20 protein-coding genes and 1 pseudogene are annotated in these 21,222 nt (G+C 70.8%); 11 read left to right on the forward strand and 10 right to left on the reverse strand.

The features are described from left to right. Positions 1–182: 182 nt before the first annotated feature. Together ABZ915_RS38055 and ABZ915_RS38060 are read right to left on the reverse strand one after the other, a co-directional pair. Positions 183–2,213, reverse strand: a complete 2,031-nt coding sequence (locus tag ABZ915_RS38055) for a thioredoxin domain-containing protein (protein WP_361812975.1) — start codon at positions 2,211–2,213, stop codon at positions 183–185. Next, complete coding sequence (locus tag ABZ915_RS38060) at positions 2,194–2,772, reverse strand: helix-turn-helix domain-containing protein (RefSeq protein WP_361812977.1); 579 nt, start codon at positions 2,770–2,772, stop codon at positions 2,194–2,196. The genes ABZ915_RS38055 and ABZ915_RS38060 overlap by 20 nt, the downstream gene beginning before the upstream one ends. Before the next feature lie 87 nt (positions 2,773–2,859). On the opposite strand from ABZ915_RS38060, the gene ABZ915_RS38065 reads away from it, so the two are divergent. Together ABZ915_RS38065 and ABZ915_RS38070 are read left to right on the forward strand one after the other, a co-directional pair. Next, positions 2,860–3,258 carry a hypothetical protein gene (locus tag ABZ915_RS38065; RefSeq protein WP_361812979.1) on the forward strand — a complete coding sequence of 133 codons (399 nt, stop codon included), beginning with the start codon at positions 2,860–2,862 and terminating at the stop codon, positions 3,256–3,258. 32 nt (positions 3,259–3,290) lie between these two features. Beyond that, positions 3,291–6,488: a tetratricopeptide repeat protein gene (locus ABZ915_RS38070; protein WP_361812980.1), complete on the forward strand. Its 3,198-nt coding sequence runs from the start codon at positions 3,291–3,293 to the stop codon at positions 6,486–6,488. Positions 6,489–6,494: 6 nt separating this feature from the next. Here ABZ915_RS38070 and ABZ915_RS38075 read toward each other — a convergent pair whose 3' ends face one another. Next, on the reverse strand, positions 6,495–6,728 hold the full coding sequence (locus ABZ915_RS38075; RefSeq protein WP_361812982.1) for a hypothetical protein: 234 nt from the start codon (positions 6,726–6,728) through the stop codon (positions 6,495–6,497). A 1-nt stretch (position 6,729) separates the two neighbouring features. After that, on the reverse strand, positions 6,730–7,590 hold the full coding sequence (gene mca / locus ABZ915_RS38080) for a mycothiol conjugate amidase Mca (RefSeq protein ID WP_361813085.1): 861 nt from the start codon (positions 7,588–7,590) through the stop codon (positions 6,730–6,732). 122 nt (positions 7,591–7,712) lie between these two features. Between mca and ABZ915_RS38085 the strand changes: the two genes are divergently transcribed. Both ABZ915_RS38085 and greA read left to right on the forward strand, forming a co-directional pair. Continuing rightward, complete coding sequence (locus ABZ915_RS38085) at positions 7,713–8,111, forward strand: DUF4307 domain-containing protein (protein ID WP_361812984.1); 399 nt, start codon at positions 7,713–7,715, stop codon at positions 8,109–8,111. A 169-nt stretch (positions 8,112–8,280) separates the two neighbouring features. Beyond that, positions 8,281–8,781: a transcription elongation factor GreA gene (gene greA, locus ABZ915_RS38090; protein ID WP_361812986.1), complete on the forward strand. Its 501-nt coding sequence runs from the start codon at positions 8,281–8,283 to the stop codon at positions 8,779–8,781. 71 nt (positions 8,782–8,852) lie between these two features. Here greA and ABZ915_RS38095 read toward each other — a convergent pair whose 3' ends face one another. The 3 genes from ABZ915_RS38095 to ilvA form a co-directional block, all read right to left on the reverse strand. Next, positions 8,853–9,710, reverse strand: coding sequence for an ABC transporter permease (locus tag ABZ915_RS38095; RefSeq protein WP_361812988.1), 858 nt, complete (start codon positions 9,708–9,710; stop codon positions 8,853–8,855). Beyond that, positions 9,707–10,708: an ATP-binding cassette domain-containing protein gene (locus tag ABZ915_RS38100; RefSeq protein ID WP_361812990.1), complete on the reverse strand. Its 1,002-nt coding sequence runs from the start codon at positions 10,706–10,708 to the stop codon at positions 9,707–9,709. Before ABZ915_RS38100 ends, ABZ915_RS38095 begins: the two co-directional genes overlap by 4 nt. Positions 10,709–10,821: 113 nt before the next feature. Further along, positions 10,822–12,051 (reverse strand): threonine ammonia-lyase, encoded by a 1,230-nt coding sequence (gene ilvA / locus ABZ915_RS38105; RefSeq protein WP_361812992.1) that lies wholly within the window; start codon positions 12,049–12,051, stop codon positions 10,822–10,824. Between the two features lie 163 nt (positions 12,052–12,214). Between ilvA and ABZ915_RS38110 the strand changes: the two genes are divergently transcribed. The 3 genes from ABZ915_RS38110 (at position 12,215) to ABZ915_RS38120 (ending at position 13,583) form a co-directional block, all read left to right on the forward strand. Beyond that, positions 12,215–12,721 (forward strand): MarR family transcriptional regulator, encoded by a 507-nt coding sequence (locus ABZ915_RS38110; RefSeq protein WP_361812994.1) that lies wholly within the window; start codon positions 12,215–12,217, stop codon positions 12,719–12,721. A gap of 113 nt (positions 12,722–12,834) precedes the next feature. Further along, positions 12,835–13,338 (forward strand): sigma factor-like helix-turn-helix DNA-binding protein, encoded by a 504-nt coding sequence (locus ABZ915_RS38115; protein WP_361812996.1) that lies wholly within the window; start codon positions 12,835–12,837, stop codon positions 13,336–13,338. Continuing rightward, complete coding sequence (locus ABZ915_RS38120) at positions 13,335–13,583, forward strand: hypothetical protein (protein ID WP_361812998.1); 249 nt, start codon at positions 13,335–13,337, stop codon at positions 13,581–13,583. Before ABZ915_RS38115 ends, ABZ915_RS38120 begins: the two co-directional genes overlap by 4 nt. A 15-nt stretch (positions 13,584–13,598) precedes the next feature. Here the strand turns inward: ABZ915_RS38120 and ABZ915_RS38125 are convergent, their stop codons facing one another. Further along, positions 13,599–14,753, reverse strand: coding sequence for a cystathionine gamma-synthase (locus ABZ915_RS38125; RefSeq protein WP_361813000.1), 1,155 nt, complete (start codon positions 14,751–14,753; stop codon positions 13,599–13,601). 131 nt (positions 14,754–14,884) lie between these two features. Here ABZ915_RS38125 and ABZ915_RS38130 point away from each other — a divergent pair, with 131 nt between their 5' ends. Further along, entirely contained in the window at positions 14,885–16,003 is a 1,119-nt protein-coding gene (locus tag ABZ915_RS38130) for a hypothetical protein (protein WP_361813002.1), read from the forward strand. A gap of 40 nt (positions 16,004–16,043) precedes the next feature. Here ABZ915_RS38130 and ABZ915_RS38135 read toward each other — a convergent pair whose 3' ends face one another. Further along, the gene (locus ABZ915_RS38135) at positions 16,044–16,853 is read right to left on the reverse strand and encodes an oxidoreductase (RefSeq protein WP_361813004.1); all 810 of its coding nucleotides are present in this window, start codon (positions 16,851–16,853) and stop codon (positions 16,044–16,046) included. A 62-nt stretch (positions 16,854–16,915) separates the two neighbouring features. Between ABZ915_RS38135 and ABZ915_RS38140 the strand changes: the two genes are divergently transcribed. The 3 genes and pseudogenes from ABZ915_RS38140 to ABZ915_RS38150 all read left to right on the forward strand — a co-directional run bounded on the left by ABZ915_RS38140 (position 16,916) and on the right by ABZ915_RS38150 (position 19,516). Then, entirely contained in the window at positions 16,916–17,701 is a 786-nt protein-coding gene (locus tag ABZ915_RS38140; RefSeq protein WP_361813005.1) for a helix-turn-helix transcriptional regulator, read from the forward strand. A 123-nt stretch (positions 17,702–17,824) separates the two neighbouring features. Next, positions 17,825–17,974: pseudogene (locus tag ABZ915_RS38145) on the forward strand (DUF4291 family protein); the annotation flags it as partial. Positions 17,975–17,995: 21 nt separating this feature from the next. Then, on the forward strand, positions 17,996–19,516 hold the full coding sequence (locus tag ABZ915_RS38150; protein WP_361813007.1) for a recombinase family protein: 1,521 nt from the start codon (positions 17,996–17,998) through the stop codon (positions 19,514–19,516). A 187-nt stretch (positions 19,517–19,703) separates the two neighbouring features. On the opposite strand, the gene ABZ915_RS38155 is transcribed toward ABZ915_RS38150, so the two are convergent. Next, positions 19,704–21,212 (reverse strand): replication initiator, encoded by a 1,509-nt coding sequence (locus tag ABZ915_RS38155; RefSeq protein ID WP_361813087.1) that lies wholly within the window; start codon positions 21,210–21,212, stop codon positions 19,704–19,706. Positions 21,213–21,222 lie beyond the last annotated feature (10 nt).

Here is a 21,222-nt window from a genome sequence, read left to right on the forward strand (position 1 = left end):
AAGTCCCCCGTTGCGACGGTCAGTTACAGCCGCCGCGTCGCTGTGGAGAGCCTAGGGGGGAAATGTGAAGTGAGGACACTGTTCCGATAAATAGCATGTTTCGGAACGGTGGTACGGGAAGCGGTATCTATCCGAACACCTGCCCAATTCCGACAAGATGTACGACTTTTTAACCGCGCGTTTCAGCCGTTCAGGGCGGCGCGCAGTCGCTCCGGGTCGGTCGTCGGTGCGTCACATGTGAAGTTACGGCAGACGTACCCCGCCGGTTCGCCGTCCACGAGGGGGCGGTCGGCGAGGAGCGGGAACTCGTCCCCCTCCGGAGTGCCGACGGCGACGACCACCCCCGGGGCGGTGCCCAGAAGCGCCGTACGGTGCAAGGTCCTCGTGGCCGGGTCGTCGAGGGAGGGCCCGACGACGGCGACCTCGCGAGGCCCGTCGAGCAGGGCCTCCGCGGCGGCCAGACCCCACCCGATGAACCGCGGGACACGCGGGCCGAGCGCCTTCACGACACCCAACGCCTTCTCGGCGGCGGCCCGATGGGCTTCGGAACCCGTGTGGGCGGCATAGCCCAGCAGGGCGCCCGCGGCGGCCGTCCAGCCGGAGGGGGCGGCGTTGTCGGTGGGGTCCTGCGGCCGGCGGATCAGCCGCTCGGCGTCGGCCGCCGTGTCGTAGAGCGCACCGCTCTCCGGGTCGGTGAAGCGGGTGAGCACATGGCCGAGGAGCAGTCCGGCGAATTCCAGCCACACCCCCTCGCCGGTCACGGACGCCAGCGCCAGGAACCCTTCGGCGACGTCGGCGTAGTCCTCCAGCACACCGGCGTTGGCGCCGGCCCGGCCGTCACGGCTGGTGCGGGTCAGGCGGCCGTGCTCGTCCAGGTGCAGCCGTACGAGGAGATCGGCGGCGCCGACCGCGGCCTCGACCAGGTCGGGGCGGTCGAAGTAGGCGCCGGTCTCGGCGAGGGCGGCGACGGCGAGGCCGTTCCAGGCGGCGACCACCTTGTCGTCGCGGCCGGGGGCTGGGCGCTCACCGCGCACCCGCAGCAGGCGCTCGCGGACGGCCGCGATCCTGTCGGCGTCGAACACGCCGTCCTGTTGCGGGAGTTGCAGGACCGACTGCCCGTGCTCGAAGGTGCCCTCCTCGGTCACGCCGAAGTACCGGGCGGCGAGTTCGGCGTCTTCCGGGCCGAGCGCGTCCGCCAGCTGCCGCGGCGTCCACACGTAGTACGCGCCCTCGACGTGCCGGCCCGTCCCGTCGTCGCTGTCGGCATCCAGCGCGGAGGCGAACCCGCCCTCGGCCGTGCGCAGTTCTCCGACCATGAAGTCGGCGGTCTCCAGGGCGACCCGGCGGGCGATTTCCGAGCCGGTGGCCCGCCACAGGTGGGCGTACACCCGGCAGAGCAGGGCGTTGTCGTACAGCATCTTCTCGAAGTGCGGCACGATCCAGTCACGGTCGACGGAGTAGCGCGCGAAGCCGCCGCCGAGCTGGTCGTAGATCCCGCCGCGCGCCATGCGCTCGCAGGTGTCCCGCGCCATCTGGAGCGCGCCCTCGGCGCCGGTGCGGGCGTGGTGGCGCAGCAGGAACTCCAGGACCATCGACGGCGGGAACTTGGGCGCACCGCCGAAGCCGCCGCGCTGCGGGTCGTACTCGCGGGTGAGACCGAGAAGGCCCTGAGCGAGCTCCTCCTCACCGGGGACCTGCGCGGTCCGGTAGCCGATCTCCCGCTGCGAGAGGTCCCGCACGATCTTCCCGGCGACCTCGGTCACCTCGTCGTTGCGCTCGCTCCAGGCGTGCCGGACACCTTCCAGCACCTGCCGGAAGGAGGGCATGCCGTGCCGGGGGTCGGGCGGGAAGTAGGTGCCGAAGTAGAAGGGCTCGGCGTCCGGGGTGAGAAAGACCGTCATGGGCCAGCCGCCCTGCCCGGTGGCCGCCTGGACGGCCTCCATGTAGACGGCGTCGACGTCGGGCCGCTCCTCGCGGTCGACCTTGATGGTGACGAAGTGCTCGTTGAGGTAGTCGGCGGTGGCCTGGTCCTCGAAGCTTTCCGTTGCCATGACATGGCACCAGTGGCAGCTGCTGTACCCGACGCTGAGCAGCACGGGTCTGTTGGTCTCGCGGGCCGCTTCGAAGGCCTCGGCCGACCAGGGCCACCAGTCGACGGGGTTGTCGGCGTGCTGGAGCAGGTACGGGGACGTCTCATGGGCCAGTCGGTTCACCGTTCCACTCTCCCACGGCGTCCGGGGCGGCGTAGAAGCGCAGGTTCACCCGGCGCGCCCCCTCCGGGGCGTCCTGGTCGGAGTGGCCGTAGCGGTCGAGGAGTTCCTGGTAGTCGCGGACGAAGGCGAGCAGGTCCTCCTTGGTCATCCAGGTGCCGGTGCGCTGCACCTGGGCCCAGCCCTGCGGCCCCCGGTACTCCTCGTGGGCGCGGCGGAAGAGACGGGTGTCGATCTCGATCTTGAGCAGAGCGAGGTGTTCGGCGGCCGCGTACTCCTCCGGGGACATCGTGGCCGGGTCGGGCGTGGTGTGGCTGAAGGGCAGGGCCCGCCACCAGCGTTCGCGGCCGCCGGACTTCTCCGGGATCTCCTCGATGAGCCGCTGCTCGGCGAGTTTGCGCAGGTGGTAGCTGGTGGTGCCGGAGCTCTCGCCGAGTTCGCGGGCGAGCACGGTGGAGTTCGCCTCGCCGTGCCGGCCGAGGTAGTCGAGGATCCGGCGGCGCAGGGGGTTGCCGAGGGACTTGTACAGAGCGGTGCGCTCGAGGCTGGTCATCTCGGTCATGCCGTCACGGTATCCCCATCCCTGAGACACCCCTGATTTCCGCAGAACTTTCTTTGCAGAATTTTCTCTGCGATCTAGTGTGGGGGCATGCGAACGAAACGGATCCTGATCCTGCTCGGCGCGGTCGCGGCCCTGCTGGTGCCGTGGATGGTGGTGCTCGGCCTGACCCTCCCGGCGAGCACGGAGGTCCGGCACTGGTCCCTCGCCTGGATCGGCCTCGACGTCTTCATGGCCACCGGATGCGCCGCCACGGCCTTCCTCGGCCTGCGCGGCGACCACCGCGCCCGCCTCACCGCCTCCGCGACGGCCGCCGTCGCGGTCCTCGACGCCTGGTTCGACATAACCACGGCGCCCTCGGGCGCCGCCCTGTTCCAGGCCGCCGCCTGCGCGGTGGCGGAGGCCGCGCTCGCCATCGCCTGCGTGCTTCTGGCACTCCGTGATCGTCGGCCCTCTCGCGCTCCGGCCTCCCCCGAAGGACACTCATAGGCAAAGGAGTTGCCGCCGGAGGGGGACGGGACATGCGGGACGGCCATCGGGCGGAGGCCGAGCGGCTGGTGGTGCGGGCCGTGGAGGAGGAGGTGCGGCGCTCGGGCGGACGGGTCGACGGGCAGGTGCTGCTGTCGCGGGCGCGCGGCGCACTGGACTCGATCTCCGGCACGGCCGCCGAGGAGTACGAGGCGTACACGCGCGCCCTCGACGAGGGGGAGGCGGGACGGCTCACCTTCGCCCAGCGGTACGCGCGCGAGGGCGCCGGTACTCCCCTGCTGGTGGCGGGAGTCGCGGCGGTCGCGGCCACCGTGGCCGACCTGTCGCTCGGCACCGGCGCGGGAACCGCGTTCGGCGCGGGTGTCGCCGTCGGGGTCGTGGGCGCGGCGGCCACCGTCGTGAAGGTCGCCGGCTCCCATCTGCCCGCGGCCCACCACCGGGCCGGCGAGGCAGGCCAGCCGGGCGGCCCGGAACAGCTTCGTCTGCAATGGCTGACCGCGCTGGAGGTTCGGGGCATCCGTCCGTTCCTCGACCAGCAGCGGGTGCTCAGCGCCTCCACGGGCCCGAAGAAGAACGGGCCCCAGCTGCGCGGCTCGGACAAGAGCGCGGCGGCCCGCAGGCGCACGGTGCTCGAGCAGTCCTTCGCGCAACTACCGGACCCCGAGGGCCCGTTCGCGGGGCGACGGAAGGAGATGGCGCGGATCAGGCAGTGGGTGCAGTCGGCGCGGGCGACGACCGAGACCCGGCCGACGGTGGTCGTCCTGTACGGGGCGCCCGGCTCGGGCCGGACGACCCTCGCGGTCCGTGCCACGCACGACCTGAAGGACCACTTCCGCGGCGCGGTCGTCGTCGATCTGCGCGGCGACAGCCAGGAGCCGCCGCTGTCCACCCGGGACGCGCTGCTGCACCTGCTCAACCGGCTCGGCGCGCCCCGCGAACAGCTGCTGTTCCGCGAGCGGTCCTCCCCCGACCAGCAGGTCAAGCGGCTGAGCGAGCTCTACCACCAGCATCTGACGGGCCTGCCGGTGACGATCGTGCTGGACGACGCCTCGAACGCCGAGCAGGTCCGCGCCCTCGTTCCCGACCGCTCCGACAGCCTGGTGGTGGTCACCGCGCGCAAGCCTCTCGACCTGCCGCCGGACCTGCTGGCCTGGGTGCACCAGCTCCCGGTCGAACCCCTGGAGGCGGCGGGCGCGGAGGAGCTGCTGGAGGCGGCCGCGCAGGACGCCGCGGGGCCCTACGACGCCCAGTCCAGCGACCGGATCCTGGAGCTGTGCGGCGGTCTGCCGCTGGCGCTGCGCGTCGCGGGTTCCTGTCTGGGCCCGCGGTCGGCCCCCGCTCTGGCCACGGACCTGGCGGCATACGGCCCGGTCGAGCCGGTGGAGCGCGTGCTGTGGCTGCGCTACACCGACCAGCCGGAGCCGGCCCGGCGGCTGCTGAGACGGCTGGCGCTGGCCGGCCGCGCCTCCCTGGGCGCCGCCGCGGCGGCCGCACTGCTCGCCACCGACGAGGCCGAGGCCACCCGTCACCTCGTCGCCCTCGCCCGAGCGGGTCTGATCGACCACGTCCGCGGCAACCGCTACCGGCTGCACGACCTGGTGCGCGCCTTCGCCCACGCCCGGCTGCTGGACGAGGAGGAACCGGCCGAGCGGACGGCCGCGCAGGAACGCCTGATCGTGAACTACGCGGAACTCGCCGACTCCGTGCTCCGACTGGTCGACGGCAACATGTCGACCCGCTCGGACCGCTTCGGCCCGCACGGCTTCACCTCCCTCGACGAGGCGCTGCGCTGGCTGGACGACGAGTCGAGCTTCATCACCGCGGCGCTGCGCCATGCGGAGGGCGTGAACCAGTCGGCGGTGCTGAACCTGCTCGGCGCCCTGTGCGACTACTGCCTGCTGCGCGGCGACCTCTACCGCCTCGGCGAGATCAGCGAGCTCGCGCAGGCCGTGGACCAGGGTCTGCTGGTCCGCTCCGTGCAGTGGCGCACCGGTATCGCGGCACGTCAGCTCGGCGAGCTGGACAAGGCGCGCACCACCCTGACGTCCGTGGTCGACCTCTATCTGGAGGCCCATCACGACGCGGGCGCCGCCCGTGCCCTGTGCTCGCTCGGCATCACCCTGCACCATCAGGGCAACCTCACGGAGGCCGCGGCCAAGCTTCAGGAGGCCCTGGACCTCCAGGCGGCGCCCGAGCTGGCCACGGACCGGGCCTGGACGATGCACGCGCTGGCCGCCGTGCAGCGCGACCGCGCCCGCCTGCCGGAAGCCCTGGACCTGCTGACGCGTTCCCTGGTCCTGCACCGCGAGGGCGGTTCGGTGCACGGCGAGGCCTGGGCCCACTTCCAGCTGGGCCAGCTGGCCCTGCGCATGGGCGACGTGCCACGGGCGGAGACGGAGCTGGGGTCCGCCCTCGACCGCTACGGCCGCACCCGCGACGCGCGCGGCGAGGCCTGGGCCCTCACCCAGCTGGCCCGGGCCCGACTGGTCGACGGCGACGCGTCCCCGGCGGTGGAGGGCCTGCGTCAGGCCGCCGCCCGGCACCGGGAGAACGAGGACGTGCGCGGCGAGGCCTGGACGGGTTTCTACCTGGGCCTGGCGCTGGAGGAGACCGGCGATCTGGACCAGGCGGTCCGTGAGCTGGAGCGGTCCCGCACGATGTTCTCGCGGATGCGGGACGTCTACGGCCTGGCCTGCGCCCGTCACCACTCGGCCCGCGTCACCCGCGACCAGCGGGCCGCCCAGACCGGCTCGCTGCGCAACTCCGGCTTCGCCCGTCAGCTCCTGGTCGACGCCCGCGCCGACTTCCAGCGCATCGGCGTCGGCCACGGCGAGGCCTGGACCTGCCTGGAACTGGCGGTCGTCGACGCGGGCAACGCCCGCACCCAGCAGGCCCTCAGCCTGTGCGACGAGGCTCTCGCCCTGTTCACCGGGTACGGCGACCGCAGGGGCGAGGACTGGGCCCGCTTCCTGCGCTGCACCCTGCTGCCGTACGCGGCCCCCGGTGGGGTGGAGGTCGGCACGGCGGTGGCCCAGGAGGAACTGACCCAGCTCGCCCGGACCGGCCATCCGGTCCGGGACGAGAAGCTGGCCGAATACGTCGGTGCGTACCAGCTGCTCCTGGAACGGGGCGTCAGCCTGGAAGCGGGCTGGCAGGCATGGCGGCTGGGGATGGTGCCGGACCGGCATGCCCGGGAGGTGATGGGCGTCCCGGTGCCGGCCGGGCAGTGATCCCGCTCAGCCCCGCTGGGACTCGGCGTCGGCGGGGGCGGCTCCGGACTCCCCCTTCTTGTCCGGGGCCTCCTTGAAGTCGACCTTCTGCATGTGCTTGTTCATGGACTTCATCAGGGCCCAGACGGCCACGGCCATCACCGCGAAAACGATGAAGCCGAGGACGCCGGGGGTGACCTTGTTCTCGTCGACCTCCTTGGCGAGGGGGACGAGGTGCGTCAGTGCCAGGCTCGCGCTCATGTCAGGCATTGTCGCGGATGCCCGCAAAGAGGTCGTCCTCGGGGAGGGAGGAATCGACGAGGGACTTCGCGAGCTCGTACTCCTCCGTCGGCCAGACCTCCTTCTGGACGTCCATCGGGACGCGGAACCAGCCGCCGTCCGGGTCGATCTGGGTGGCGTGCGCGATCAGCGCCTTGTCACGGATCTCGAAGAACTCCGCGCAGGGGATGTGCGTGGTGAGCACGCGCTCCTTGCGCTCGATCTCGCTCCAGCGCTTGAGCCACTCGCCGTAGGGGGACTCCAGGCCCCGGTCGAGCATCGCCTTGTGCAGGGCCTCGGTGCGCGGGCGGTTGAACCCCTGGTTGTAGTACAGCTTCAGCGGCTGGTACGCCGGGCCGAACTCGCTCTCTGGGTACTTCTCGGTGTCCGACGCGCCCTCGAACGCCACCATCGAGATCTTGTGGGTCATGATGTGGTCGGGGTGCGGGTAGCCGCCGTTCTCGTCGTAGGTGGTGACCACCTGGGGACGGAACGAGCGGATCTGCTTCACCAGCTCACCGGCCGCCTTGTCGACGTCCTCGAGGGCGAAGCAGCCGTCGGGCAGCGGGGGCAGCGGGTCGCCCTCGGGCAGGCCGGAGTCGACGAAGCCGAGCCACTCCTGCTTGACCCCGAGGATCTCGCGGGCCTCGTCCATCTCCTTCTTGCGGACCTCGTGGATGTGCTCCTCGATGTACTTGTCGCCCTGGAGCTTCGGATTGAGGATGGAGCCTCGCTCCCCGCCGGTGCAGGTCACCACCAGCACGTCCACCCCCTCCGACACGTACTTCGCCATGGTGGCCGCGCCCTTGCTCGACTCGTCGTCGGGGTGCGCGTGGACGGCCATCAGTCGCAGTTGGTCAGTCAAGACTCAATCCTCATATGTCGGCGCCCCCTGTCTCCGGGTGCGATCGGCAGCTTCTATAGTGACCGAAACGGCGGGCGAATAATTCCGCGGAGAGGACGATCATGAGCACGGCGAGCACGCGGCTCCCCGAGGGTCGCTACGGCCGCTCCTCGGACGAGCGCGCCGACCGCAAGCTCAAGATCGCCGCGGTGGCCTTCGGTGCGGTCCTCCTGGCACTGGTCGGCTACTTCGCCTACCACTACGTCGCCCAGAACGAGATCAGCGCGCAGGTGATCACCTTCGAGGCCTCGGACAACGCGGTCAAGGTGCATCTCGAGGTCCACAAGGACGCCGGTGCCTCCGGCTACTGCACCCTGCGCTCCCAGGCCGCCGACGGTGCCGTGGTGGGCCGGGCGGACTTCCACTTCTCCGGATCCCCCACCCGGATCGACCGGGTGGTCACGCTCCGTACGATGTCCAAGGGCACCACAGCCGAGCTGCTCGGGTGCCACGCCGACTGACGTCATGCGGAATACGTAGGCTCTGACCTGCGTTGACATGAATCTGGAGGCTTATGTCCTCCCCCTTCGGCGCTTGAATTGTTAGGCTCGTGGTTTCGCCCATCCATGGAGGAACATTCTTCTGGGTAGGGCGATGCTTTGTATTCCCAGTACCGACGAGGAGCACCCTGTGACCCAGACCAGCGAGAACGTCACCTGGCTGACCCAGGAGGCGTACAACAAGCTCAAGGATGAGCTTGAGTACCTTACTGGTCCTGCGCGCACGGAGATCGCCGCCAAGATCGCGGCCGCGCGCGAGGAGGGGGACCTGCGTGAGAACGGCGGGTACCACGCGGCCAAGGAGGAGCAGGGCAAGCAGGAGCTCCGCGTGCGCCAGCTGACCCAGCTCCTGGAGAACGCCCAGGTCGGCGAGGCCCCGGCCTCGACCGACGGTGCGGTCGCACCCGGCATGGTCGTGACGATCGCCTTCGACGGCGACGAGGACGACACCACGACGTTCCTGCTCGCCTCGCGCGAGTACGCGAGCGCCGACATCGAGACGTACTCGCCGCAGTCCCCGCTGGGCGCCGGCGTGATCGGCCACAAGGTCGGCGAGGACGCGGAGTACGAGCTGCCCAACGGCAAGAAGGCCTCGGTGCGGATCCTGAAGGCCGAACCGTACTCGGGCTGAGAGGCTCCGGCTCGGCCGACAGTTTCCTGACCTGCCCCCGGCGTCCGCATGACGTGACGCCGGGGGCTTTGTCATGCCGTCGCCGAGCGGTACTTGCGCACCGCGAGGGTCCGGAATATGACGACGATCAGAACCGAGTAGATCAGCGAGGCCCACACCGGGTGCTGCATGGGCCAGGCGTCCGACGCCGACTTGGGTGCGTTGGCGAACAGGACGCGGGCCGCCTGGACGGTGGCGCTGAACGGGTTCCAGTCCGCGACATGACGCAGCCACGGGGTCATGTTGCTGGTGTCGACGAACGCGTTGGAGATGAAGGTCACCGGGAAGAGCCAGATCAGCCCACCGGAGGTGGCCGCCTCGGGCGTGCGCACCGACAGGCCGATCAGGGCGCCGATCCAGGTGAACGCGTACCCGAGCAGAAGCAGCAGGCCGAAGGCCGCCAGGACCTTGCCGGCGTTGGTGTCCCCCACCGTCCCCGTGCGCCAGCCGACCAGCAGCGCGACCACGGCGAGGACGAGCAGGGTCAGTGCCGTCTGGACCAGGTCGGCGAGCGTGCGCCCGGTGAGCACCGCGCCGCGCGCCATGGGCAGTGAACGGAAGCGGTCGATGAGGCCCTTGTGCATGTCGTCGGCGATGCCGGCGCCGGAGCTGGCGGTGGCGAAGGTGACGGTCTGCGCGAAGATGCCGGCCATGAGGAAGTTCTTGTAGGCGGCCGCGCTCGTGCTGCCGCCGATCTGCATGGAACCGCCGAAGACATAGGTGAACAGCACCACGAACATGATCGGCTGGATGAGCCCGAAAATTACCATTTCGGGAATCCTGGACATGCGGATCAGATTCCGCTGGGCGACGATCAGCGAGTCCCGGACGGACTGGCCGACGGGGTTGCGGGGTGCCGCGACCGGCACGGTGTCGGTGACGGCGCTCATTTCACGCTCTCCTTGTTCTTCGCGGCGGCCTTCGCGGCGCCGCTCTCCTCGTCCTTCACCTCGGCCACGTGCCCCGTCAGGGACAGGAAGACGTCGTCGAGGGTGGGGCGGCGCAGTCCGATGTCGTCGATCTCGATGCCGCGGGTGTCCAGCTCGCGGATGACCTCGGCGAGCAGCTTGGCGCCACCGGTGACGGGCACCGTGAGCTTGCGGGTGTGCTCCTCGACCGTGGTGTCGCCCTTGCCGAAGCCGCGCAGCACCTCCTCGGCGGTCACTATGTGCTCGCGCTCGTGCACCACGACCTCCACGCGCTCGCCGCCCGTGCGGGCCTTGAGCTGGTCGGAGGTGCCCTTGGCGATGACCTGGCCGTGGTCGACGACCGCGATGTCGTGGGCGAGGTGGTCGGCCTCCTCCAGGTACTGGGTGGTGAGCAGCAGGGTCGTCCCTCCGGAGACCAGCTGCTTGATGACCTCCCAGAGCTGCTGCCGGTTGCGCGGGTCGAGACCGGTCGTCGGCTCGTCCATGAACATCACGGGCGGGGAGACCACGAGGGCCGCCGCGAGGTCGAGCCGGCGGCGCATGCCCCCGGAGTAGGTCTTGGTGGGCCGGTCGGCGGCGTCCGTGAGGTGGAACTGCTCCAGCAGCTCCTCCGCGCGGGTCTTCGCCGCCTTGGCCTTCATCTGGTACAGCCGGCCCACCATCTGGAGGTTCTCCCGGCCGGTCAGGTATTCGTCGACGGCCGCGAACTGGCCGGAGAGGCCGATGGAGCGGCGTACGGCGTCGGGGTGTTTGAGCACGTCGATGCCCGCGACGACCGCCTGGCCGCGGTCGGGGCGCAGCAGGGTCGTCAGACAGCGGACGGTCGTCGTCTTGCCCGCGCCGTTCGGCCCGAGCAGGCCGAGGACCGTGCCCTCGGGAACGTCGAGGTCGACGCCGTCCAATGCCTTTACGTCGCCGAAGGTCTTCACCAGGCCTTCGGCATAGATGGCGCCTGGCATATGAGTCTCCACGTCTTCGGGGATGCTTCGGAGGATCCGCGCCACAGACTAACGCGATGTATCGCGTTCCTCAATGGAAATACTCGAACGAGTGAACCCCCGAGGTCGTTGCCTCAGGCGATGACCGTGTAGCCCGCCTCGCGCAACGCCCGGCCGACCTCGACGCAGTGCGCCGGTCCCTTCGTCTCGAGGTGCAGCTCCACCTCCGCCTCCGCGAGCCCGAGCCGGGGATCGGTCCGTACATGGCTCACGTCGAGGACGTTAGCGTCCACCACTGACAACACCCCGAGAAGCGTGGCGAGGGCGCCGGGACGGTCGGTCAGCCGGAGCCGAACGGCCAGGTAGCGGCCCTGCGCGGCCATGCCGTGCCGCAGGACGCGCTGGAGCAGCACCGGATCGACGTTGCCGCCGGAGAGCACCGCGACGACCGGCCCGGGGAAGGCACCGGGTTCGCTCAACAGCGCGGCGACCGGGCTGGCGCCGGCCGGTTCGACGACCAGCTTGGCCCGCTCCAGGCACAGCAGCAGCGCCGCGGACAGCTCGTCCTCACTCACCGTGCGGACCTCGTCGACGAGGTCGCCGATGATGCCGAACGGCACGTCGCCGGGCCGCCCGACCTTGATGCCGTCGGCCATCGTCGCCGGGTTCTCGATCGCCACGGGACGCCCGGCCGCGAGCGAGGGCGGATAGGCCGCCGAGCCCTCCGCCTGCACACCGACGATCCGCACCTCCGGCCGGAGCGCCTTGACCGCCACCGCGATGCCGGCCGCGAGCCCGCCGCCGCCGATGCCGACGACGATCGTGCGCACCTCCGGGCACTGCTCCAGGATCTCCAGGCCGACCGTGCCCTGCCCCGCGATGATGTCCGGGTGGTCGAAGGGGTGGATGAACACCGCGCCGGTCTTGGCCGCGTACTCCTGGGCGGCGGCCAGGGTCTCGTCGACCACCTGGCCGTGCAGGCGCACCTCGGCGCCGTAGTCACGGGTGGCGCTGATCTTGGGCAGCGGCGCGCCCTGCGGCATGAACACGGTGGCGTGCACCCCGAGCAGCGCGGAGGCCAGCGCCACGCCCTGCGCGTGGTTGCCCGCGCTCGCGGCGACCACTCCGGCGGCCCGTTCCTCGGGCAGCAGCCCGGCGATCCGCACATACGCGCCGCGCAGCTTGAACGAACCCGTCCGCTGGAGGTTCTCGCACTTCAGGTGCACCGGCGCGGAGACGAGCTGGGACAGGTGCCGGCTGCCCTCCATCGCGGTCACCCGCGCCACCCCGGACAGCATCTTCTGTGCGCCGCGCACGTCGTCGAGGGTCACGGGCAGGAAAGAGTCAGCCGTGCTGTAGCTCATGACTCCAGTCTCGCAGTTCACAGTCGTGAGCGACTGGTGTGACCAAGCTCCGAGACCGGTTTGCGCAGCGCCAGTACGGCCCACCCCCCAGCCGCGTACTCTGTCCCCCAACCCAGCACCCCCTTCATGAAGTGAGCCCCCGGCCATGCCCACAACACCTGAAATGTCGATGGACATGACGACCGTCGGTGACACCGGTCTCCTCGACACGTTGCAGCACGAGGTCGCGGTGTTCGCCCGCCGTGCCGAACAGACCCGGCTCGGTGGTGTCGGGCAGGTGCGCAACTCCATGGACCGCGCCGCGTACCTGCTGCTCAACCGCCTCGACAAGGAGGGCCCGATGGGTGTCAAGGCGCTCGCCGCGAGCATGGGGATCGACTCCTCGACGGTCACCCGGCAGGTTGCTCCACTCGTGGACACCGGGCTCGTCAAGCGCACCTCGCACCCCGAGGACGGACGGGCGGTGGTGCTCCAGCTGTCGCCGCGCGGGCTGTCCCGGCTGGAGGAAGTGCGCTCGTCCAGGCGTCAGTTGATGGCCGAGCTGACACACGACTGGGCACCGGAGGAGCGCGAGGCGTTCTGCACGCTCCTGACACGCTTCAACACCGCGCTCTCCGCGCGCATGACCGTCCAGGGCGTGCCGGGGCCGGAGACGCCGTCGGGCTCCTGAGCTCTCCCGCGCCGCTCCCGGCGGCGGGTCCGCACACGCGCGTGCCGCACGGCTCTTGACCACGGGCCGCCATTGGCCTGATATGAGACCAGGCGGCCCCGGGGGGAGGCGCGGTGCGAGAACGGCAGGCGTCCGGACACGCCCGCCGTGCCCGGGAGTTCGAGGCGTTCGTCGCGGGTGCGGGCGGGCGGCTGCTGCATGCCGCCACACTGCTCACCGGGGAGGCGCCGGACGACAACCCCCGCGCGCGGCGCCTGCTCACACTGACGCTGGCGCACACGTACGCGTGCTGGGACCGGCTGCGCGGGGAGGACCCGTACGTCTGCGCCCGGCAGTATCTGGCCATGCGGTTCGCCCGCGGCGCCTGGCACGAGTACGGCGGCTTCGCCCGGCCCCGCCCGCACCCCCGCAGCGCCCTGGCCGTCCTCACGCCCCGGGAACGCCTGGTCGTCGTCCTGCGGCTGTACGAAGGGGTGGCCGAGGAACAGGTGGCGGCGCTGCTCGGGCTGTCCCTGGAGCGGGTCTGCGTCATCTGCGACCGCGCGACGGCCACCGTGCTGGACCCGCCCCGAAGGCAGCGGTCGGCGGTGGCGGGGGCGAAGGTGGCCCCGTCATGAACCGGTCCGTACGTGAGGCCACCGTGCGGCGCATGATGGAGCGGACGTCGCCGCGGGTGCCGCCGGAGCTGTACGCGGACGCCGTGCGGCGCGGCGGCCGTCTCCTGCGCCGCAGGGCCGCGGCCCGCCGCCTGATGTGGCTGCTGCTGTGCGCCGCGTGCGTCGCCTTCACCGTCTGGGCGCTGACCGCACACCCCTGGGTGGAGCCGCCGTCCCAGACGACTCCACCACTGACCGACTGGTGACCCCGGGAGCCGGGACTAGCCGAGGGCCTGCTGGAGGTCCTCCAGGAGGTCCTCGACGTTCTCGATGCCCACGGAGAGGCGGACCAGGTCGGCGGGTACCTCGAGGGCCGAGCCGGCCGCGGAGGCGTGGGTCATGCGCCCCGGGTGCTCGATCAGCGACTCGACACCGCCCAGGGACTCGCCGAGCGTGAAGACCTTCGCCCGGTTGCACACCTCGACGGCCGCCTCCTCGCCGCCCGCAACCCGGAAGGAGATCATGCCGCCGTACGCCCTCATCTGCTTGGCGGCGACCTCGTGACCGGGGTGCTCGGGCAGCCCCGGGTACAGGACGCTCGTCACGCGCGCGTGCCGGGTGAGCATGTCGGCGATCTTCGTGGCGTTCTCGCTGTGCCGGTCCATGCGCACCGACAGCGTCTTGGTGCCGCGCAGCACCAGCCAGGAGTCGAAGGGCCCGGCGACCGCGCCCATCGCGTTCTGGTGGTACGCCAGCTCCTCGCCCAGCCCCTCGTCCGCCGTGATCAGCGCGCCGCCGACGACGTCCGAGTGGCCGCCCATGTACTTGGTCAGGGAGTGCACGACGACGTCCGCGCCGAGCGAGAGCGGCTGCTGGAGGTACGGCGTGGCGAAGGTGTTGTCCACGACGAGCTTCGCGCCGGCGTCGTGGGCGACCTGGGCGACGGCGGCGATGTCCGTGATGCCGAGCAGCGGGTTGGAGGGGGTCTCCACCCAGACCGCCTTGGTCTTCGGGGTGATGGCGGCCCGTACGGCAGCCGGATCGCTGGTGTCGGCGACGGACCACTCGACCCCCCACCGGGTGACCACCTTCGCGAACAGGCGGAACGTACCGCCGTACGCGTCGTTGGGAATCACGACGTGGTCGCCGGGGCTGAGCAGCGTACGCAACAGGGTGTCCTCGGCCGCCAGCCCGGACGCGAACGCCAGGCCCCGGCGACCGCCCTCCAGGGCGGCGAGGTTCTCCTCCAGGGCGGTCCTGGTCGGGTTGGCGCTGCGGCTGTACTCGTAGCCGCCGCGCAGGCCGCCGACGCCGTCCTGCTTGTAGGTCGAGACCTGGTAGATCGGCGGGACGACCGCGCCGGTCAGGGGATCGGCGGTGTTGCCCGCGTGGATCGCGAGAGTCTCGAAATGCTGACTGATGTGCCTGTCGCTCATGGGGACCGAGCGTAATGCGCTCGCGGGGCCGATGGCGGATGCCGGGGCCCGGACAGCGGGAGGGGAAGGGTTTTCCACAGGTGCCGCGAACCGGTTGGCCAATTGTCGGCGGTGTCTGGTTCGCTTGACGCATGGCGATTCTCTGGGTCCTGATTGCGCTGCTCATGCTGAGCTTCGTGCTGCTCCCGACGCTGCGGCGCAGGCGCGGGATGATCGAGCAGGTGTCTCCGGACCATCCGGACGCCGCGGACCCGGCGGACTACGGCTTCGTGCGCCAGGAAGAGCTGGACATCCGGATGCCCGGCCCCGACCAGGACCTGCTGGACGTCCTGGACCTGGTGCAGCGCACACAGGACTACCGCGCGGCGGCGCAGCTGCTGGCCGGCACCGAGACCGAGGGCGAGCCGCGCTGGCAGCGCGTACAGGCCTTCGCGGGCGCGGCGGCGCTCGAGTTGCAGCAGCGGCCCGGCGGGGTCCACGAGACGCCCGGCGGGCAGTGGCTGCGGGTGTGGCGGGCCGAGCAGCCCAAGGACGCGGGCGGCGCCGCCGTGCACGCGGAGTTCCTGGTGCAGCAGGCGTGGCGCACGTCGACGCCGGGCTCGGACGAGTTCCGGATCATCATGGAGGAGGCGCGGGAGGCCTGCGCCCAGGCGGCCCTGCTGGCCCCCGGCGACCCGGTCCCGCACATCGTCGAGCTGTCGGTGGCGCGCGGACTGGCCTACACCCAGCCGGAGTTCGAGAAGCTCTGGCTGAGGATCCTGGATCGCGCCCCCGCCCACATGGGCGCCCATCTCGCGGCCCTGCACTACTGGTGCGAGAAGTGGCACGGCTCCCGGGAGCTGGCGTACTCCTTCGCGGAGGCCGCCGCGGCCCGTGCCCCGCAGGGCTCCCTGCTGGCCGCGATGCCGCTGTTCGCGGTGTTCGAGCACCTCCCCGAGGTGAATCTGGTCAGCAGCTTCTACCAGAGCGAGGTCGTCACCAAGGCGATCCACGGCGCGCTCCACGCGGTGCACGCGGCGCGCCCCGACGACCCGATGCAGGCGCACGTCCGCCACCTGCTGGTCTTCTTCCTGGTACGCGCCGAGCGCTGGGCCGAGGCCATGAGCCAGCTGATACACGTCGACGGTCACGTCGGCGCCCTCCCCTGGATCCTGTCCGCCGACCCGGCCGCCGAGTTCGCCCTGCACCGCGCCCTGGCGGTGGCGGGCTACGAGGCGAACGGCGGCAGCCCGGCGACCCTGCTGAGCTGACCGGAACCGGAGGCCACGCGCTCGACGGCACCATCGGCCGTCATGCCTTGGCGGCGAGCGGCCGCCACGCGTTCCAGGTGTCGAGTCGCTGCTGGTACGCGGCTTCGACGACGGGATAGGGGTACGTACCGAGGAAGAGCCGCAGGGGTGGTTCGTCGGTGTCGACCAGTTCGAGGATGACGTCGGCGGTGGCCCGCGGGTCCTGTGGCGCGCGGGCGGTCGCGCCGGCCCGGCGTGCCTCGCGGACCGGCTCGTACGCGGCGATGGGTTCGGCGTGCACCGCGGAGGAGCCGGACCAGTCGGTGCCGAAGGGACCGGGTTCGACGATCGTGACGTGGATGCCGAGCGGGCCGACCTCCTGGGCGAGCGCCTCGCTCATCCCCTCGAGCGCCCACTTGGAGGCGTTGTACAGCCCGAGGGTGGGGAAGGCCGCGAGCCCGCCGATGCTGGACACCTGCACGATGTGCCCCCTCCCCCGCGCGCGCAGGAACGGCAGGGCCGCCTGCGTCACCCACAGCGGGCCGAACAGGTTGGTGTCGAGCTGGGCGCGGGCCTGCTCCTCGGTGGTCTCCTCGACCATGCCGAAGAGGCCGTAGCCCGCGTTGTTGACGACCACATCGAGGTGGCCGAAGGCTTCGGCGGCCCGCTGTACGGCGTCGGTGACGGCGGCCCGGCCGGTGACGTCGAGACGGAGCGGGAGGACGCGGTCCCCGTGGACGTCGACGAGGGGTTTCAGGGACTCGGGACGGCGTGCCGTGACGGCGACGCGGTCGCCGCGGGCAAGGGCGGCTTCGGCCCAGATCCGGCCGAAGCCGCGGGACGCGCCGGTGATGAACCATGTCTTCTCCATGCCTCGACCCTGCGCCTTCCGCCGGACCGCAGCCAGCACCCCCCGAGGGTTACCCTTCGGCCATGGCGGCCGACAATGCGCTGGGAGAGTTCCTCAAGGCCAGGCGGGGACGGGTTCCGCCCTCGCACGCGGGCCTGCCCGCGCACGCCAGGCGCCGGGTAGCGGGGCTGCGCCGGGACGAGCTGGCGGGGCTGGCCGGTATCAGCGAGCCGTACCTGACCCGGCTGGAGCAGGGCGTCGACCGGCATCCGTCACCGCAGGTGCTGCGGGCGCTCGCGCGGGCGCTGGAACTGGACGCCGACGCCTCGGCGCACCTGTTCGCGCTGGCCGGCCCGGATCCCGTACGGCCTCCGGAGACCGAAGTCACCCCGGACGTGCACCAGTTGCTCGACACATGGGCGGGCACTCCGGCGTTCGTACGCAACCGGCGGTTCGACGTGCTGGCCGCGAACAAGTGGGCCCGCGCGCTCGCCCCGATGTACGAGCCCGGACACAACCTGGCCCGGGACATGTTCCTCGACCCCGGGGCCCGTCGGCTCTTCCCGGACTGGCCCGAGATCGCCGCCCAGACCGCCGCGGCCCTGCGCGCCGAAGCCGATCCCCGCGACCCGCGGACCGCGCGGCTCGTCGCCGAACTGAAAGCGGACGACGACTTCCGCGGCCTGTGGGCGCGGCACGACGCACGCCCCTCCCGCGACGAACTCAAACGGTTCGTGCATCCGGTCGTCGGGGAGCTCGCCCTGCGGCGGCAGGCCCTCACCGTCGGGGGCGCCGAGCAGCAAGTGATCATCGTCTACCAGGCGGTGCCCGCAAGCCCCTCCGCGGCCGCCCTCGCCAGGCTTCTCTGACGCCCGGCGGGGTACTGCGGGCCGGGCGGGACGGGGGCCGACTCCCTGGCGAAGCCGAACAGCCGTCGTCAATCGTCGTTAATCAGTGGCCGCCCGGACCCCGCCGCCCCCACGCTGTACGCCATGGAAGAACCGCCCCGCCGGATCCGTGCGGCTCACACGGAATCCACGATCACCGTCTACCAGGCGTACACCCCGGAAATCGGCCTGCCCGCCGCCCGCGAGGGCCGCTTTCCCGCCGCGTGGAAGCGGGAGCGCATGACGTGGATCAAGCAGTGCTCATAGCCTCTTTCCATGGCTGAAGACGACAACGACCAGCAGACGGAAGCCCGGTTACGGCGAGCCCTCCGGGCCAGGCAGGCGGCCGGCGCGCAGAGGGCGAAGAATCATCGGGCCGACTGGGCCGGGGAGTCGGCGGCAATCTACTGCCGTATCTCCCACGCGAACGACGACGACCAGACGGGCGTGGAACGCCAGGCGAGCATCTGCCGCGAGGTGGCCGACCGTCTCGGACTCATAGTCGACGAAGACCAAGTCTTCGTGGACAACAACCGGTCGGCATGGCAGCGCAAACGCAAGCGGCCGGGTTGGGATGCGCTACTCGCCGAGGCTGGCAAGGGCCGTGTGCGCCACGTCCTCACCTACCACCCGGACCGGCTCATGCGACAGCCGCGCGATCTCGAAGAGTTGTTGCAGATCGCCGACGATCACGACATCACGCTGCACGGCCAGGCGAACCGGCGCGATCTCGCGGACCCCGACGACCGCTTCTTCCTGCGCATCGAGGTCGCGCACGCGTGCCGGTCGAGTGACGACACGTCGCGCCGACTGATCGACTCCATGATCGACCGTGTGCAGGACGGAAGGCCTCACACCGGTCGGCGACGTTATGGCTACGACAAGACCGGCATGGTGATCGTCCCTGAAGAGGCCGAGATCGTGCGAGAGATCTTCTCTCGCTATCTGGACGGAGTGAGTCCGGTCCAACTGGCCAAGGAGTTGTACGAGCGGGGTGTGAAGACCGCCGAGGGACGCAACTGGAGTGCCCCGCGTGTGCGAGACGTTCTCGACAGTCGCCACGTCGCCGGGATCCGTGTCTTCCGGGGTGAGGAGGTCGGCGACGGCGAATGGCCCGCGATCATCGACCGGGGGATGTGGCTCGAAGTCCGAGAACGTCGCGCCTATCGCGCTGCGAAACTGGCGAACGGCAAGCGGCCGAGCCGGTTCTATCTGCTACGCGGAATGGTCACCTGCACAGTGTGCGGCGGGACCATGAGCGGATCAGGAGGAAGCGGCGCTAAGTACGTCTGCGCTCGCCGCACCCACCGGCTTGATGTTCCGCGCTGCAACAGGGTCATCTCTGCTCCGATCCTGGAGGAGTTCGTCAGCGAGGCCGCCATCAACCTCCTTGAACGACTTGACCTGTCGGAGGCGCCGACGCCCTCTGAGCTGTCGGAAGAGGATCGGGCAGCCGTGGAGGCCGACCGTCGCGAACTCGACGAGCTCAAGGACATGTGGCAGAAGCAGGAGTTGAAGACACGGGAGTATCGCGAGATGCGCAAGACCGTGGAGGCGCGCATCGCGCAGATGGAGCGCAAGATGATCGTCCGTCCGACCACCGAGGTTCTGGATGGTCTTGTGGGCCCACATGCGCGGGCGAGCTGGGAAACCTTGAAGGAGGCGGAGGACTACCAGCGGATGAACGCTGTGATGCGCTTCCTGTTCGCGGCGGTCAAGATCAAGGAAGCGACGAAGAAGGGCCGGTACTTCGACTACGGCAGGATCGACATCGAGCAGAACCCCATCTGGACCTAACCGCCAGGTGGGAGAAGGGGGCCTCACACGAGGCCCCCTTCTTTGCTCTCTCATTCGATCTTGCCTCTGGGCCGGCGCTCCAGGAGTCGCGCGAGACGCCTTGCCGATTCCGGGCCGATCCTGGTGGAGAAGCTCCGGCAGACCCGATCCAGGTGACGTGCTCTTTCCGCATCACGGTGCTGTTGCGTCAATGGCCCACCGCCGTCCAGCGGATCTCTTCGCGAGCGATCTCCCGGTTGCGTGACAGGTCGCTGGCGATCCCTGCTGCGATGAGGGCGGCGCCGGGAGTGTAGCCGGAGCCCGCGTAACGCCACTGCCGCTCGGTGACCACGTCGGAGATGTTGTCGTGGCCCATGTGGTGCGCACGCTCGGCGCGAAGTGCCACGTAGGTGGTGGAGTAGGCGCGGGATTTGGTGAGGATGTGGCCCCGGTAGCCGAGTGTGTGAGTCCAGGCCCGGAGGCGGAGAGGTTCGTACTCGGGTAGGCCGCCGAGGCGCCAGCAGGTGCGCATGAGGGTGCGCACGTGGCCGCTCACCGGTGCCGTGTCGATGTCGTCCCAGGTGGTGAGTGGGTGGTCGGTGCCGGCGCCGGTCTCGCTCGCTCCCTTGGTGACGTACTTGGCCACGTACGCCGCCACGGCGTCATCGTCCGGTCCGTCGCCGTCGGCGCGCAGCGGCCGGGCGTCGATCTGGGCGCCCCAGCGCAAGGCCAACTCGCCCACAGCCGAGCTGTACGGCGTGCGGACCAGGGCCCGCCGGGCGGAGGCGCCCACGGCATCGGCCAGAAGCGCGGTTGTCCCCCAGGCCGGGGGTTCGTCGTCCGGCCCGGTCGGTCCGTCGAGCCGTACGACGGCATGAATGTGCACGGCCGCCCGCTTCTGGTACTCGGCGACACGGGCGAACGAAAGCCGGGCGTAGTCGGCGAAGCGGGACTGTGCCAGGCCGGCCGCCGACGCGAGCTGTCGCCGAACGCCGCGGGCGAAACGGTCCCACAGCGTGCCCGCCTGTGCGTGCCACAGCACGTGTGCTGCGTAGCCGTAGCAGTCGGGGCAGAGCGGTTGCCCCACAGCGGAGTCACCAGCGCCGTGATTGGCGCGACAGCCGACGGGCCGACCGTGCTCGCAAGTACCACCGCCACGGCGAGGCCGACACGCCTCCCCGACCCGGTGGACCGGACCGAACGACGGGGCGGTCAAGGTGACGAAGAGCCGGGGGCGGTTGCGAACGGTGGCGGGGACGTTCTTGCCGCCGAGGAGCCCCGCGCGCACGAGGTGGTAGGTGTCACCGGCGTGGAGGCGAGAACAAGCGGGACAGACGGTTGCGCGTCGGTTGCGGCAGCGGATCAGCAGGCGTTCGCCGGGTTCGGTGCGGGTGTCGTAGTGGTGGAGGATCTCGCCGGTCGTACCGTCCAGGGTGGTGGTGGAGCCGGAGAGGTGGACGGGGTGGGCGCAGCCGCCGGTTGCGGTGACCTGCTCCAGCCAGCGAGGGAAGTTCGGATCTTGCGCGATGCGAATTGCGTCGCGGTCTGCTTCGGGGAGCTGACGCAGGCGCGCCGCGCGGTCGAGAACGGCGCGCCTGTCAGCCGGGGTGAACTCCGGGGTGATGGTGGTGACCTTCCAGGGTGGGCCGCCGAAGCGGCACGGTGAGTGGGTGGTGGTGCGCCGATGTGCATGGGGTTGTCCCTTCCGTGGTCCGATGGGTGGGGTT

The sequence above is a fragment of the Streptomyces sp. NPDC046915 genome (assembly GCF_040644935.1).
In the GTDB taxonomy this organism is placed as follows: Bacteria; Actinomycetota; Actinomycetes; order Streptomycetales; family Streptomycetaceae; genus Streptomyces.

Bases quoted from the DNA above. Each gene is read 5' to 3' on its own strand.
- ABZ915_RS38060 (WP_361812977.1), bottom strand. From the start codon at position 2,772: ATGACCGAGATGACCAGCCTCGAGCGCACCGCTCTGTACAAGTCCCTC.
- ABZ915_RS38065 (WP_361812979.1), top strand. From the start codon at position 2,860: ATGCGAACGAAACGGATCCTGATCCTGCTCGGCGCGGTCGCGGCCCTG.
- ABZ915_RS38070 (WP_361812980.1), top strand. From the start codon at position 3,291: ATGCGGGACGGCCATCGGGCGGAGGCCGAGCGGCTGGTGGTGCGGGCC.
- ABZ915_RS38075 (WP_361812982.1), bottom strand. From the start codon at position 6,728: ATGAGCGCGAGCCTGGCACTGACGCACCTCGTCCCCCTCGCCAAGGAG.
- mca (WP_361813085.1), bottom strand. From the start codon at position 7,590: ATGGCCGTCCACGCGCACCCCGACGACGAGTCGAGCAAGGGCGCGGCC.
- ABZ915_RS38085 (WP_361812984.1), top strand. From the start codon at position 7,713: ATGAGCACGGCGAGCACGCGGCTCCCCGAGGGTCGCTACGGCCGCTCC.
- ABZ915_RS38095 (WP_361812988.1), bottom strand. From the start codon at position 9,710: ATGAGCGCCGTCACCGACACCGTGCCGGTCGCGGCACCCCGCAACCCC.
- ABZ915_RS38100 (WP_361812990.1), bottom strand. From the start codon at position 10,708: ATGCCAGGCGCCATCTATGCCGAAGGCCTGGTGAAGACCTTCGGCGAC.
- ilvA (WP_361812992.1), bottom strand. From the start codon at position 12,051: ATGAGCTACAGCACGGCTGACTCTTTCCTGCCCGTGACCCTCGACGAC.
- ABZ915_RS38110 (WP_361812994.1), top strand. From the start codon at position 12,215: ATGTCGATGGACATGACGACCGTCGGTGACACCGGTCTCCTCGACACG.
- ABZ915_RS38120 (WP_361812998.1), top strand. From the start codon at position 13,335: ATGAACCGGTCCGTACGTGAGGCCACCGTGCGGCGCATGATGGAGCGG.
- ABZ915_RS38125 (WP_361813000.1), bottom strand. From the start codon at position 14,753: ATGAGCGACAGGCACATCAGTCAGCATTTCGAGACTCTCGCGATCCAC.
- ABZ915_RS38130 (WP_361813002.1), top strand. From the start codon at position 14,885: ATGGCGATTCTCTGGGTCCTGATTGCGCTGCTCATGCTGAGCTTCGTG.
- ABZ915_RS38135 (WP_361813004.1), bottom strand. From the start codon at position 16,853: ATGGAGAAGACATGGTTCATCACCGGCGCGTCCCGCGGCTTCGGCCGG.
- ABZ915_RS38140 (WP_361813005.1), top strand. From the start codon at position 16,916: ATGGCGGCCGACAATGCGCTGGGAGAGTTCCTCAAGGCCAGGCGGGGA.
- ABZ915_RS38150 (WP_361813007.1), top strand. From the start codon at position 17,996: ATGGCTGAAGACGACAACGACCAGCAGACGGAAGCCCGGTTACGGCGA.